Raw genomic sequence first — 13,420 nt, 5'->3', positions numbered from 1 at the left:
TACTCTGCTGGCACTCGGGGTGCTCAGTTGAGTGCGTTGCGGTAGTGGTGGGTGTCGGTGCGGTACAGCCCACGGCGTAACTCCATGGGAACATCGTTGTAGGTGTAGGCGATGCGCTCCACGCTCAGCAGCGGGGTAGTGCAGTCCACGCCGAGCAGGCGGGCCTGCGCGGCGTCGGGCAGCACGGCGCGCAGCTTTTCCTCGGCGCGCACCATGCGCACGCCGAAGTCGATCTCGAACATGGCGTAGGTCGGGCCGGGGTAGCTGGCCATGTGCTGCGCCGTCAGCCCCTTGAAGGCCTGGCCGGGCAGCCAGATGTCTTCCAGGATGGTGGGCGTGCCGGCGAAGGCGAGCACGCGCCGCGCCTGCAGCACGGCGTCGCCCGTGCGCAGTTGCAGGGCGCGCGCCACGTCGGCGCTGGCGCGCACGCGCTTGCAGTCGATGATGCTGCGCTGTGCCGGGCCTTCCTCGCTGGCGTCGCCGGTGTCGGGCAGCAGGCGCAGGAAGCGGTACTGCACGTGCTGCTCGGCATGCGTGGCGACGAAGGTGCCCTTGCCCTGGCGGCGCACCACCAGGTTGTCGGCGGCCAGTTCGTCGATGGCCTTGCGCACCGTGCCCTGGCTCACGCGAAAGCGCGCGGCCAGCTCCATCTCGCTGGGGATGGCCTCGCCGGGCTTCCACTCGCCGGCCTGCAGGCTCTGCAGGATCAGGCCCTTGATCTGCTGGTACAGCGGGCTGAAGGCGGGGGTGCCCTGGCCGCTGCCGCTGGCGGCAGCGGGGGCTTCGGGGGCGGCGGGCGTGGTGTTGGACATGGGGCGGGGCAAGGGCGGCGCGCTATGCTGCGCCGCATCCGTCTGTTTGTCCAATCATATCTTATATAAGACATAAGACAAATTGACGCAGGCCTCGAATCGGCGCTACACTTGCGAGCTGTTCTGCGGGGCGCGGGCTGCTGGTGACAGACGCTGGTGCGACCTTGCACCACACCGTTTTTGTCCATCCTTGATTGGAGTCTCACCATGAGCAAGAAGCCCGTTCGTGTCGCCGTTACCGGTGCCGCTGGCCAAATCGGCTACGCCCTGTTGTTCCGCATCGCCTCCGGCGAAATGCTGGGCAAGGACCAGCCCGTCATCCTGCAACTGCTGGAAATCCCCGACGAGAAGGCCCAGAACGCGCTCAAGGGCGTGATCATGGAGCTGGAAGACTGCGCCTTCCCGCTGCTGGCCGGCATCGAGGCCCACAGCGACCCCATGACCGCCTTCAAGGACACCGACTACGCCCTGCTGGTGGGCGCCCGCCCGCGCGGCCCCGGCATGGAGCGCGCCGACCTGCTGGCCGCCAACGCCCAGATCTTCACCGCCCAGGGCAAGGCCCTGAACGCCGTGGCTTCGCGCAACGTCAAGGTGCTGGTGGTCGGTAACCCTGCCAACACCAACGCCTACATCGCCATGAAGTCGGCCCCCGACCTGCCGGCCAAGAACTTCACCGCCATGCTGCGCCTGGACCACAACCGCGCGGCCTCGCAACTGGCCGCCAAGGGCGGTTTCAAGGTTGGCGACATCCGCAAGCTGACCGTGTGGGGCAACCATTCGCCCACCATGTACGCCGACTACCGCTTCGCCACCGTCGATGGCAAGTCGGTCAAGGACGCCATCAACGACCAGGCCTGGAACAAGGACGTGTTCCTGCCCACCGTGGGCAAGCGCGGCGCCGCCATCATCGCAGCGCGCGGCCTGTCGTCCGCTGCCTCGGCCGCCAACGCCGCCATCGACCACATGCGCGACTGGGCCCTGGGCTCCAAGGGCGAGTGGGTCACGATGGGCGTGCCCTCCAACGGCGAATACGGCATCCCCGCCGGCATCGTGTTCGGCTTCCCGGTGACCACCGAGAACGGTGAATACCAGATCGTCAAGGGCCTGGACATCGACGCCTTCTCGCAGGAATGCATCAACAAGACCCTGGCCGAGCTGCAGGGCGAGCAGGACGGCGTCAAGCATTTGCTCTGAAAAGCATAGCTGCCAGCGCTTGATGGCAGGGGTTTTGGGGCATAAAACACTCTGAAACCCTTGCTGGAAAAGCGCCAGCAGCTCTCTTTTCGATAGAGACATGATGTTGCCGTTGCCCGTGTTTCGCACGGTATTGCAGCGGCAACACCATTTTTCCGTCAGCCCCGCTCTTGATGACCGCTGCCATGCCCCACCCCAGAGAGATCCTGCTCGGCGCCCAGGCCGCCGCCTGCTCCTTGCCGGTGTGCGACCACTACAGCGGCGTCGAGGCGCGCATGCGCAAGAGCCTGCAACTGCAGGCCGAGCTGATGGCCGAGTTCGGCCACTGCATGTTCGACGTCACGCTCGACTGCGAGGACGGCGCCCCCGTGGGCCAGGAACGCGCGCATGCCGCGCTCGTCGTGCAACTGGCGCAGCAGGCCGCCCCCGGGGCCCGCGTGGCGGCGCGCGTGCACGCCGTGGACCACCCGGCGTTCGCCAGCGACATGGCCGTCATCGCCGGCGAGGCGGGACAGCACCTGTGCCACATCATGGTGCCCAAGGTCGAGTCGGTGGACGATGTGCTGCGCGCCGAGCAGGCGCTGCTGCGTGCCGGCGCGGCCGGTCTGCCGCTGCATGTGCTGATCGAGTCGCCCGCTGCCGTGCAGCAGGCCTTCGCCATTGCCGCCCACCCGCGTGTGCAGAGCATCAGCTTCGGGCTCATGGACTTCGTCTCGGCCCACGGTGGCGCCATCCCCGCGTCGGCCATGGGCGTGGCCGGGCAGTTCAGCCACCCGCTGGTGGTGCGCGCCAAGCTGGAGATCGCCGCCGCCTGCCACGCCCACGGCAAGGTGCCGTCGCACTGCGTGGTGACCGAGTTCACCGACGCCTCGGCCATGCATGCCGCCGCCAGCCGCGCCGCCAGCGAGCTGGGCTACACGCGCATGTGGAGCATCCACCCTGCGCAGATCCGCCCCATCCTCGCCGCCTTCGCGCCCGCACAGGGCGAGATCGAGCAGGCTGCGCGCATCGTCGCCGCTGCGGCCGCGGCCGACTGGGCGCCCATCAGCAGCGCCGGAGTGCTGCACGACCGCGCCAGTTACCGCTATTACTGGCAATTGCTGGAGCGGGCCCATCAGACCGGCCGCACGCTGCCCGAGGCCGTGCAGCACTGGTTCTATGATGGATCCCCTTCTTCTTTCTCGTCGGAATCGCCATGAAATCGCTCCTCGTCTCCGCATTGCTGCTGGCGCCCGCCCTGGTGCTGGCACAGGCTGCGCCCGCCAAGTCTGCCAAGCCCGCCGCCAAGGCGCAGGCCAGCAAGGCCAGCGCCAAGGCCGCACCCAAGAAGGTGGTGGTGGCCAAGGCCGCCCCGCGCTCCACCCGCGCCGCTGCCGCCGCCGGCACGGCGGGTGCGGCGGCCGCCGCCGCAGCGGCCGTGGCTTCGACCCCCACCAGCGCGGAGCTGGGCCCGGAAGAGCTGGCCGTGGCCGAGCGCGTGCACACCGGCCACATCGCCTGCGAGCTGGGCGCCTCGGTCAACGTCACGCCCGATCCCAAGGCGCCGGGGCGCTTTCACATCAGTGGCAAGGGCTTTGCCTACCACATGACCCCGGTGGTCAGCAGCACCGGCGCGGTGCGCCTGGAAGACACGCAGCGCGGCGCCGTGTGGCTGCAGATCGCCAACAAATCCATGCTCATGAACCAGAAGCTCGGCCAGCGCCTGGCCGACGACTGCATGAGCCCGGCCCAGGTTCAGGTGGCCGAGGCCTTGAAGACCAATCCGCAGCCCAGCCTGCTCGACAAGCCCGCCGACAAGTGATTGCGGCGGCCGCGTACAGGCGCGGCGCGCCCCCCCACGTACCCCAATAGCTAGCCCCACTTTTTGAAAACGACTGGAGAGAGTAAGAAATGTTGAAAGCCTACCGCGACCACGTCGCCGAGCGCGCCGCCCTGGGCATCCCGCCGCTGCCCCTCGATGCCAAGCAGGTGGCCGAGCTGATCGAGCTGATCAAGAACCCGCCCGCGGGCGAGGCCGAATTCCTGCTCGACCTGCTGACGCACCGCGTGCCGCCGGGCGTGGACGATGCCGCCAAGGTCAAGGCCTCGTTCCTGGCCGCCGTGGCGCATGGCGACATCGCCGTCGGCCTGATCTCCAAGGCCAAGGCCACCGAGCTGCTGGGCACCATGGTGGGCGGCTACAACGTGCATCCCCTGATCGAGTTGCTGGACGACGCCGAAGTCGCCGCCGTGGCCGCCGAGGCGCTGAAGAAGACGCTGCTGATGTTCGACTTCTTCAACGACGTGGCCACCAAGGCCAAGGCCGGCAACGCCAAGGCGCAGGAAGTGATGAAGAGCTGGGCCGACGCCGAGTGGTTCACCACCCGTCCCGAGGTCGAGAAGAAGATCACCGTCACCGTGTTCAAGGTGCCTGGCGAGACCAACACCGACGACCTCTCGCCCGCGCCCGACGCCTGGAGCCGCCCCGACATCCCGCTGCACTACCTGGCGATGCTCAAGAACACCCGTCCCGACGCGGCCTTCAAGCCCGAGGAAGACGGCAAGCGCGGTCCGATGCAGTTCATCGACGACCTGAAGAAGAAGGGCCACATGGTGGCCTACGTGGGCGACGTGGTGGGCACCGGCTCCAGCCGCAAGTCGGCCACGAACTCCATCATCTGGGCCACGGGCGTGGACATCCCCTTCGTGCCCAACAAGCGCTTCGGCGGCGTCACGCTGGGCGGCAAGATCGCCCCCATCTTCTTCAATACGCAGGAAGACTCGGGCTCGCTGCCGATCGAAGTGGACGTGTCCCAACTCGAAATGGGTGACGTCATCGACGTGCTGCCCTACGACGGCAAGATCGTCAAGAACGGTGAGACCGTGGCCGAGTTTGCGCTCAAGAGCGACGTGCTGCTGGACGAAGTGCGCGCCGGCGGCCGCATCAACCTGATCATCGGCCGTTCGCTCACCGCCAAGGCGCGCGAGGCCCTGGGCCTGCCCGCCTCGGCCGTGTTCCGCCTGCCCAAGGCACCGGCCGAATCAAACGCCGGCTTCACGCTGGCGCAGAAGATGGTTGGCCGCGCCTGCGGCCTGCCCGAAGGCCAGGGCATCCGCCCCGGCACGTACTGCGAGCCGAAGATGACCACCGTGGGCTCGCAGGACACCACCGGCCCGATGACGCGCGACGAGCTGAAGGACCTGGCCTGCCTGGGCTTCTCGGCCGACATGGTGATGCAGTCGTTCTGCCACACCGCCGCCTATCCCAAGCCCGTGGACGTGAAGACGCACCGCGAGTTGCCCCAGTTCATCAGCAACCGCGGCGGCGTGGCCCTGCGCCCCGGCGACGGCGTGATCCACAGCTGGCTCAACCGCCTGCTGCTGCCCGACACCGTGGGCACGGGCGGCGATTCGCACACGCGCTTCCCCATCGGCATTTCCTTCCCTGCGGGCTCCGGCCTGGTGGCCTTCGGCGCCGCCACCGGCGTGATGCCGCTGGACATGCCCGAGTCGGTGCTGGTGCGCTTCAAGGGCGAGATGCAGCCCGGCGTGACGCTGCGCGACCTGGTGCACGCCATTCCGCTGTACGCCATCAAGGCGGGCCTGCTCACGGTGGCCAAGGCCGGCAAGAAGAACGTGTTCTCGGGCAAGATCCTCGAAATCGAGGGCCTGCCGAACCTGAAGGTCGAACAGGCGTTCGAGCTGTCCGACGCCTCCGCCGAGCGCTCGGCCGCGGGCTGCACGATCAAGCTCAACCCCGAGCCGATCGCCGAGTACCTGCGCTCCAACATCGTTCTGATGAAGAACATGATCGCCGACGGCTACCAGGACGCCAAGACGCTGCAGCGCCGCATCGAGAAGGTGGAAGCCTGGCTGGCCAACCCGAACCTGCTCGAAGCCGACAAGGACGCCGAGTACGCCGCCGTGATCGAGATCGACCTGGCCGACATCCAGGAGCCCATCGTCTGCTGCCCCAACGACCCGGACGATGCCAAGTTCCTGTCCGAAGTGGCCGGCACCAAGATCGACGAAGCCTTCATCGGCTCGTGCATGACCAACATCGGCCATTTCCGTGCAGCCGCCAAGCTGCTGGGCGGCCAGCGCGACATCCCCGTCAAGCTGTGGGTGGCGCCGCCGACCAAGATGGACCAGAGCGAGCTGATCAAGGAAGGCCACTACGCCGCCTTCGGCACAGCCGGTGCGCGCACCGAAATGCCGGGCTGCTCGCTGTGCATGGGCAACCAGGCACAGGTGCGCGAGGGCGCGACGGTGATCTCCACCTCCACGCGCAACTTCCCCAACCGCCTGGGCAAGAACACCAACGTGTTCCTCGGCTCGGCCGAGCTGGCCGCCATCGCCTCGCGCATCGGCAAACTGCCCACCAAGGAGGAATACCTCAAGGAAATGGGCGTGATCGATGCCGACAAGGCCAGCGTCTACCGCTACATGAACTTCGACCAGATCGAGGAATACGCGGAAGTGGCCAAGGGCGTTGCCGCCTGAGCGTTGCGCACGCTGCACTGGCAAGCGGCCCTTCGGGGCCGCTTTTTTTATCGGCGCGCGTCCGTGGGCAGTATGAAAAAGTGAGCTGCCCGCGCTTGCTGCACAAGCTTTTGTGCTTGTTTTCGTTCTGAGATTCTTTTACAACAAGCGCCTGCAGCTATCGTTTTCAAAGCAACCGCCATGCACAGACCCCTTGAATTCGTGGCCTCGCATGCCTGCTTCGGAGGCGTGCAACGCTACTACCGCCATGCCTCCCGGGAAACCGGGCTGCACATGCCGTTCGGCATCTACCTGCCGCCGCGCGCGCTGCACCGCGCGCCCGTGCCCGCGCTGCTGTGCCTGGCGGACGTGGACGCCAGCGAGGACACCTTCGCCAGCCTCGCCGGGGCCCAGCGCCTGGCTTCGGAAATGGGCCTGGCCCTGCTCACCCCCGACACCCGCCCGCGCGCGGCGCACCTGCCCCACCTGCCCGAAGCGGCCGCCAGCTTCTACCTCGACGCCACCGAGGCGCCCTGGTCGCGCCACTGGCGCATGGAGAGCTACCTGGTGCGCGAACTGCTGCCGCTGGTGGCCGCCGAACTGCCCATCGACGGCCTGCGCCTGGGCATCCTGGGCCACGGCATGGGCGGCCACGGCGCCTTCATGCTGGCGCTGCGCCACCCCGGCCTGTTCAGGAGCCTGTCGGCCTTCGCGCCCATTGCCAGCGCCGCCAGCAGCCCGTGCGGCCAGCAGGCCTTCGGCGCCTGCCTGGGCCCCGACCGCCAGGCCTGGCTGCAGCACGACGCCTGCGCCCTGATGGCCGCCCAGGCCCGCGCCCCGTACCCGCGCGGCATCCTGGTCGACCAGGGGCTGGCCGATGCCTGGCTGGCCGCGCAGCAGCTGCAGCCCGATGCCCTGGTGGCCGCGTGCGCCCGCGCCGGGCAGCCCCTCACCCTGCGCCGCCACGCGCGCCACGACCACGGCTACCACTTCATCCAGAGCTTCATCGACGACCACCTGCATCACCACGCGGCGGCGCTGGGCTGAGCCTGCTGCCTACAATCGCGCACCTATGCCCGCCTTCCTGCAGCGCCTGCGCCGCACCCGCGCCGCGCCCTCGCCCCTTCCTCCTGCCTCCCGCGCCTCGCACCCCGCCACCCTGGTGGTGCTGGCGAGCCTGTGGCTGGCCAGCGTGTGCAACCTGCCGCTGTGGCGCGCCGTGGCAGCGCTGCCCGGTACCGAAGGCCTGCGCGGCTGGGGCTTCGGCCTGGCCTTCATGGTGCTGGTGGCAGCGGGCAACGCGGCCGTGATCGGCCTGCTGGCCTGGGGCCGCGCGCTCAAGCCCGTGCTCGCGCTGATGCTGCTGGCGGGCGCCGCCGGGGTGTACTTCATGTGGAGCTACGGCATCGTCATCGACACCACCATGCTGGTGAACGTGCTGCAGACCGACCCGCGCGAGGCCGGCGACCTGCTCAACTGGCGCATGGCCGCCGCCTTGCTGCTGCTGGCCGCACCGCCCCTGGCGTGGCTGCTGCCCCGCCCCGTGCGCCGCCTGGGCTGGTGGCGCCAGCTGTGGCACGGCGCGCTGCTGGTCGTGGCGGCGGTGCTGGTGGGCGTGGGCAGCCTGCTGCTGGTGTTCCAGGACTTCGCCGCCACCATGCGCAACCACACCCAGCTGCGCTACCTCATCAACCCGCTCAACAGCCTGTACGCGGTGGTCGACCTCGCCACCCGGCCGCTGCGCATGGACACGCGCACGCTCGCGCCGCTGGGGCGCGACGCCCAATTGGGCAGCAGCTACGCCGCGCAGGCCCAGCCCCCGCTGCTCGTGCTCGTGGTGGGCGAGACGGCGCGCGCGGCCAACTTCGCGCTCAATGGCTACGAGCGCCCCACCACGCCGCTGCTGTCCGCCCGCCAGGACCTGGCCAACGCGCCCGACGCCTGGTCCTGCGGCACCAGCACGGCGGCCTCGCTGCCCTGCATGTTCTCGCACCTGGGGCGCGCCGAATTCGGCAAGCGCAAGACCGATGCCGAAGGCCTGCTGGACGTGCTCCAGCACGCCGGCCTGGGCGTGGTCTGGATCGACAACCAGTCGGGCTGCAAGGGCGTATGCGACCGCGTGACCGAAATCGGCACCGCGCGCCTGGCCGACGCGCAACTGTGCCCCGGCGGCGACTGCCAGGACACCATCATGCTGCGCGACCTGGACGCGCACATCGCCGCCCTGCCGCCCGAGCGGCGCGCGCGCGGCGTGGTCGTGGTGCTGCACCAGATGGGCAGCCACGGCCCGGCCTACGCCAGGCGCTCGCTGCCCGCGCACAAGCGCTTCGCCCCGGAGTGCCAGACCAACGCGCTGCAGCAGTGCTCGCGCGAGCAGGTCGTCAACGCCTACGACAACAGCATCGTCGCCACCGACTTCTTCCTGAACGCCACCATCGAATGGCTGCAGGCGCGCGCCCACCAGGCGCAGACGGCGCTGCTGTACGTCTCGGACCACGGCGAATCGCTGGGCGAGAACAACCTGTACCTGCACGGCCTGCCCTACGCCATCGCGCCCGACGTGCAAAAGCATGTGCCGTGGATCGCCTGGCTGTCGCCCGCGCTGCAGGCGCGCAGCGGCGTGGCCACCGCCTGCCTGCAGCGCCAGTGGGCACGCCAGCGCCTCTCGCACGACAACTACTTCCACTCGGTGCTGGGCCTGCTGGACGTGCACACCAGCGCGTACCAGGGCAGCCTGGACGCCTTCGCGCCCTGCCGCTAACCCCTGCGCGGCAGTGCGGGATGGGCGTTTCGCTACAGTCCCGCGCAACATCCCTCTCTCCATGGAAAGAACACACGCCATGTCCCGCAAGCCGCAAATCATCCTGTCCTCGCTCGATCTGGACCGCATCGAAGCCCTGCTCGCCGCCATCCCGGCCAGCGCCTTCCCCGGCAAGGCCGACCTGCAGGCCGAGCTGGACCGCGCGGACGTGCTGGCGCCCGAGGAAATGCCGCCCACCGTGGTCACGATGAACTCGACGGTGCAATTCACCATCGTCGAGACCGGCAAGGCGTTCTGCCTGACCCTGGTCTACCCGCGCGACATGGACGGCAGCGCCGACCGCATCTCCATCTTCGCGCCCGTGGGCAGCGCGCTGCTCGGCCTGTCGGTGGGCGACGAGCTGGCCTGGCCCGGCCCCGGCGGCAAGGCCATGACGGTGCGCGTCAAGGAAGTGGTGTACCAGCCCGAAGCGGCAGGCGAACTGCACCGCTGAGGACTTACAGGGAAAAATGGCTCCAGCCCTTGGCCAGAAAGCGCAAGCAGCTACGAAATCAAGAGCATTTCACAACCGGCTGCTGGCCAGCGCCACCAGCATGCCGGTGCCCACCATGCCGGCCTGCCAGCGCAGCGCCACGCTCCAGGAGGGCACATGGCGCTCCACGCGCAGGTACAGCACGCGCCCGGCGGCGATCGACAGCGCGAAGGCCAGCACCATGCCCAGCAGGCCGGGCCAGGGCGCATCGGGCCACAGGTAGCTCACCACGGCATTCACCAGCAGGCACACCGAGAAGTGCACCAGGAACACCGAGTACGACATCTGGCCCAGGCGCGGCAGCCAGTCGGCCCCGCGCCACGCCGCGCCATGGCGCTTCACCACCATCAGCACCAAGGCGGCCACCAGCGCCACGGCGATGCGCGCGCGGAACTCCAGCCACAGCGCCAGCAGCCCCAGCGCCGCCATGCACAGGCCCCAGCCCCAGGCCCGGGGGGCACGCGCGGCCCAGAAGGCGCACATGCCCAGGCTGTACGAGCCCCAGAAGTACCAGGCCCACATGTCCTGCTCGGGCATGCGGTTGAGCACCAGCAGCGACAGCGCTCCGCCCGTGGCCACCATGCCGGGCGCCCAGCGCTGCGCCCGCGCCGGCGCGTGGCGCAGCGCCGCCAGCAGCAGCACCGCGCAGGCGAACAGCTGGAAGTCGATGGCCACGTACCACACGCCAGCGGAAAGCGCTTCCTCCCCCACGATGTCCTGCAGCAGCAGCGCATTGGCCAGCAGCTGGTGCAGGCCGGGCTCGCCCGGAACCGAGGGGTGCTCCATGAACGGGCGCACCAGCGCCGCCGCCAGCACGGCCACCAGCAGCGCCACCGCGTACGGCACGATCAGGCGCACGAAGCGCCGCCCGATGTGCTGCGCCGCCGGCCCCTCGCGCAGCACCCCGTCGGGCGCCAGGCTGGCCGCGGCCAGGTAGCCGCCCAGGACCAGGAACACCTGCACCGCCATGCGGCCGTACGCGGAGAGCCCGTCGATCAGGCTTGGAAGCAGGTCGTGGGCGGAGTCCGACATGGGGCCGTAGAAGGCCAGGTGGTGGGCGACAATGGTGGCGCAAGCCAAGCCCTTGACCGAGTCGATCAGGGCATTGCGTGACGGGGATGGCATGGGAGGCGGAGCGGTGTCGGGCAGCAGTGCTGGCGCTGGGATAGGCCGGTGCTGCGCGGGAATTCCCGTATTGTGCGCCGATTGGCACCATCGCGCAGGCTGCCGCCCCGGGGCAGCATCAGAACGTGTGAATGAATCCGCCGTGCTGCCAATAGCGCGGCTGCTGCGCGCGCTCGCAGCGCATCTCCTGCGGCCGGGCCGAATCCCAGCGCGCCGCGCCGCACGCGCTGGAGTCCACCACCTCGGCGCCGCGCGCGCGGTAGCGCTGCACCACCGCGGGCGCCGGGTGGCCGTAGCGGTTGCGGTAGCCCGCTTGCACCAGGGCCCAGCGCGGCGCCACGGCCCCGATGAAGGCGGGGCTCGACGATGTCTTGCTGCCGTGGTGCGGCACCAGCAGCAGCACGGCCGCCAGCGGCGCGCCACGGGCCAGCAGGGCCTGCTCCTGCGGCTGCTCGATGTCCCCCGCCAGCACGGCCGCCACGCCCTGGGCGCTGCGGATGCGCAGCACGCAGCTTTGCGCATTGGGGCGCGGTGCATCCTGCTGCTGCGGCGGGTGCAGCAGCTCGAAGGCCACGCCGTCCCACTCCCAGCGCTGCCCGGCCACGCAGGGCCGGGCCTCGGCGGCGGCGCCTTCCACCGCCGCGCCCCACAGCGCGGCCCCGGGCTGCGCGGCGAGCACGGCCGGGGCGCCGCCGGCGTGGTCGGTGTCGCCGTGGCTCACCATCAGCGCGTCCAGGCGCACGCCCAGGCTGCGCAGCAACGGCACCAGCACGCGCTCGCCCGCATTGCTGTGGATGCCGAAGCGCGGCCCCGCGTCGTACAGCAGCGCATGCCCGGCCGTGCGCACCAGCACGGCATTGCCCTGCCCCACGTCCGCCGCCAGCAGGTCGAACTGCCCCGGCGCGGGCCGGGCTGGCTGCCAGCACAGCGCCGGCACCAGCAGCGGCAGGCCCAGCACGCGCAGGCGCCAGGGCCAGCGCAGCGCCAGGCACGCACCGCCCAGCACCGCCGCCACGGCGGCCCACAGCGGCGGCGCTGGCAAGGCCAGCACGGCCCCGGGCCACGCCGCCAGGGCCTGCAGCAGCGCCACCAGGGGCCCCAGGCTGGCCGCGGCCGCCTGCCACAGCGGCGGCCACAGCATGCCCAGCAGCGCCAGCGGCGTCACCACCAGCGTGACCCAGGGAATGGCCGCCAGGTTGGCCAGCGCGCCCACCGCCGACACCTGGCCGAACAGCAGCAGCGACAGGGGCGTAAGCGCCAGCGTCACCACCCACTGCTCGCGCAGGAACCTGCGCACATGGCAAAAAAGGCCGCCAGCGCCTGCCCCATCAGCGCTACCAGCTACGAAATCGGAAGCAAACAGCACCCCCACGGCGACAAAGCTGAGCCAGAAACCGGGCTGCAGCAGCGCCCAGGGGTCGGCCAGCACCACGGCGGCACACGCCAGCAGCCAGACCTGCTGCCAGGGCCAGCGCCGCCCCGCCAGGCGCAGCAGCGCCACCACCGCCAGCATCAGCACCGTGCGCTGCGCCGGCACACCCCAGCCGCTGAAAAGCGCATAGCCCGCCGCCAGCAGCACACCGCCCAGCAGGGCCGCGTGCTGCGCCGGCCAGCGCAGGCACAGCCGCTGCGAACGGCGCCACAGCCAGCCTACGGCGGCCATGGCAATCCAGGCGAACAGGGTGATGTGCAGGCCCGAGATGCTCATGAGATGGGCCACGCCGGTGGCGCGGAACAGGTCCCAGTCGGCGCGGTCGATGGCGCGCTGGTCGCCCGTCACCAGCGCCGCCACCACCCCGGCGGCACGTGCGGCGCGCTCGCGCTGCGCCGCCTCGGCCTCGGGCCGCGACAGGCGCAGCACGATGGCGTCGCGCACCCGCTGGCGCCCTTGCTCCACCGGGTGGCGCCAGCCCTCTGACAGCAGCCGGGGCGCGGCGTCCCTGCGGCCCGCGCGCACGTAGCCCGTGGCCTGCACGTCCTGCTCCCACAGCCACAGCTCGTAGTCGAAGCCGTGCGGGTTGCGCGCGCCGTGCGGCGCCTTCAGGCGTACGGTGGCCTCCCAGCGCTGGCCGGCGCGCAGGGCGGGCAGCGGGCGCTGGGGCTCGCCCGGCGCATCGGCGCCCTGCCACCCGCTGGCGTACCAGCCCAGTTCGACCAACGGCGGCAGGCGCACGGCCCGCCCGTCGAGCCATGCCGCCTCCACCGCGAAGCGAAAGCGCAGCCCCGCATCGCCGCGCTGCGGCATGGCCGCCACCACGCCCTGCACGCGCAGGTCGCGCCCCTCCAGCCGGGGATCGAGCGCCTGGGCCTGGAAGGCCACGGCACGCAGGCCGCACAGGGCGAACATGGCCAGCGTGGCGCACGCCATCACCCCGGCGCGGTGGCGGCGCCAGGGCAGCGCGGCCAGCAGCACCGCGGCCGCCATGCCCGCCGCATACCCGCCCCCTGGCCACAGCCGTGGCTGCGCCAGTTGCAGGGCGGCCCCGGCAAGCAGGCCCGCCAGCAGCCAGGGCAGGCGCCAGGCGTTCATGCGGC

11 protein-coding genes are annotated in these 13,420 nt (G+C 70.4%); 7 read left to right on the top strand and 4 right to left on the bottom strand.

Annotated features, from left to right (window positions below; translation table 11 throughout):
- Nucleotides 1-23 precede the first annotated feature (23 nt).
- On the bottom strand, nt 24-812 hold the full coding sequence (locus tag YS110_22125) for a GntR family transcriptional regulator (GenBank protein ID UJB67260.1): 789 nt from the start codon (nt 810-812) through the stop codon (nt 24-26).
- Between the two features lie 207 nt (nt 813-1,019).
- Here YS110_22125 and YS110_22120 point away from each other — a divergent pair, with 207 nt between their 5' ends.
- Nucleotides 1,020-2,006 (top strand): malate dehydrogenase, encoded by a 987-nt coding sequence (locus YS110_22120; protein ID UJB67259.1) that lies wholly within the window; start codon nt 1,020-1,022, stop codon nt 2,004-2,006.
- On the opposite strand, the gene YS110_22115 is transcribed toward YS110_22120, so the two are convergent.
- On the bottom strand, nt 1,990-2,193 hold the full coding sequence (locus YS110_22115) for a hypothetical protein (GenBank protein ID UJB63260.1): 204 nt from the start codon (nt 2,191-2,193) through the stop codon (nt 1,990-1,992). The genes YS110_22120 and YS110_22115 overlap by 17 nt on opposite strands.
- On the opposite strand from YS110_22115, the gene YS110_22110 reads away from it, so the two are divergent.
- The 6 genes from YS110_22110 (at nt 2,180) to rnk (ending at nt 9,721) form a co-directional block, all read left to right on the top strand.
- A complete protein-coding gene (locus YS110_22110) occupies nt 2,180-3,205 on the top strand; it encodes a CoA ester lyase (protein UJB67258.1) in 1,026 nt (341 codons plus the stop codon). The two genes, YS110_22115 and YS110_22110, sit on opposite strands and share 14 nt — an antisense overlap.
- Nucleotides 3,202-3,807 carry a hypothetical protein gene (locus tag YS110_22105; GenBank protein ID UJB67257.1) on the top strand — a complete coding sequence of 202 codons (606 nt, stop codon included), beginning with the start codon at nt 3,202-3,204 and terminating at the stop codon, nt 3,805-3,807. Before YS110_22110 ends, YS110_22105 begins: the two co-directional genes overlap by 4 nt.
- A gap of 89 nt (nt 3,808-3,896) precedes the next feature.
- Nucleotides 3,897-6,488 (top strand): bifunctional aconitate hydratase 2/2-methylisocitrate dehydratase, encoded by a 2,592-nt coding sequence (gene acnB / locus YS110_22100; protein ID UJB67256.1) that lies wholly within the window; start codon nt 3,897-3,899, stop codon nt 6,486-6,488.
- 180 nt (nt 6,489-6,668) lie between these two features.
- Nucleotides 6,669-7,514 carry an S-formylglutathione hydrolase gene (gene fghA, locus YS110_22095; GenBank protein UJB67255.1) on the top strand — a complete coding sequence of 282 codons (846 nt, stop codon included), beginning with the start codon at nt 6,669-6,671 and terminating at the stop codon, nt 7,512-7,514.
- 25 nt (nt 7,515-7,539) lie between these two features.
- Nucleotides 7,540-9,228 carry a phosphoethanolamine--lipid A transferase gene (locus YS110_22090; GenBank protein UJB67254.1) on the top strand — a complete coding sequence of 563 codons (1,689 nt, stop codon included), beginning with the start codon at nt 7,540-7,542 and terminating at the stop codon, nt 9,226-9,228.
- Nucleotides 9,229-9,307: 79 nt separating this feature from the next.
- The gene (gene rnk / locus YS110_22085; GenBank protein ID UJB67253.1) at nt 9,308-9,721 is read left to right on the top strand and encodes a nucleoside diphosphate kinase regulator; all 414 of its coding nucleotides are present in this window, start codon (nt 9,308-9,310) and stop codon (nt 9,719-9,721) included.
- 69 nt (nt 9,722-9,790) lie between these two features.
- Here rnk and YS110_22080 read toward each other — a convergent pair whose 3' ends face one another.
- Complete coding sequence (locus YS110_22080) at nt 9,791-10,885, bottom strand: acyltransferase family protein (protein ID UJB67252.1); 1,095 nt, start codon at nt 10,883-10,885, stop codon at nt 9,791-9,793.
- A gap of 118 nt (nt 10,886-11,003) precedes the next feature.
- Entirely contained in the window at nt 11,004-13,415 is a 2,412-nt protein-coding gene (locus YS110_22075; protein UJB67251.1) for a DNA internalization-related competence protein ComEC/Rec2, read from the bottom strand.
- Nucleotides 13,416-13,420 lie beyond the last annotated feature (5 nt).

Source organism: Acidovorax sp. YS12 (assembly GCA_021496925.1).
Classification (GTDB): Bacteria; Pseudomonadota; Gammaproteobacteria; order Burkholderiales; family Burkholderiaceae_C; genus Paenacidovorax.
This window is presented reverse-complemented; position numbering and strand designations above follow the sequence as displayed.

Bases quoted from the DNA above. Each gene is read 5' to 3' on its own strand.
- YS110_22125 (UJB67260.1), bottom strand. From the start codon at position 812: ATGTCCAACACCACGCCCGCCGCCCCCGAAGCCCCCGCTGCCGCCAGC.
- YS110_22120 (UJB67259.1), top strand. From the start codon at position 1,020: ATGAGCAAGAAGCCCGTTCGTGTCGCCGTTACCGGTGCCGCTGGCCAA.
- YS110_22110 (UJB67258.1), top strand. From the start codon at position 2,180: ATGACCGCTGCCATGCCCCACCCCAGAGAGATCCTGCTCGGCGCCCAG.
- YS110_22115 (UJB63260.1), bottom strand. From the start codon at position 2,193: ATGGCAGCGGTCATCAAGAGCGGGGCTGACGGAAAAATGGTGTTGCCG.
- YS110_22105 (UJB67257.1), top strand. From the start codon at position 3,202: ATGAAATCGCTCCTCGTCTCCGCATTGCTGCTGGCGCCCGCCCTGGTG.
- acnB (UJB67256.1), top strand. From the start codon at position 3,897: ATGTTGAAAGCCTACCGCGACCACGTCGCCGAGCGCGCCGCCCTGGGC.
- fghA (UJB67255.1), top strand. From the start codon at position 6,669: ATGCACAGACCCCTTGAATTCGTGGCCTCGCATGCCTGCTTCGGAGGC.
- YS110_22090 (UJB67254.1), top strand. From the start codon at position 7,540: ATGCCCGCCTTCCTGCAGCGCCTGCGCCGCACCCGCGCCGCGCCCTCG.
- rnk (UJB67253.1), top strand. From the start codon at position 9,308: ATGTCCCGCAAGCCGCAAATCATCCTGTCCTCGCTCGATCTGGACCGC.
- YS110_22080 (UJB67252.1), bottom strand. From the start codon at position 10,885: ATGCCATCCCCGTCACGCAATGCCCTGATCGACTCGGTCAAGGGCTTG.
- YS110_22075 (UJB67251.1), bottom strand. From the start codon at position 13,415: ATGAACGCCTGGCGCCTGCCCTGGCTGCTGGCGGGCCTGCTTGCCGGG.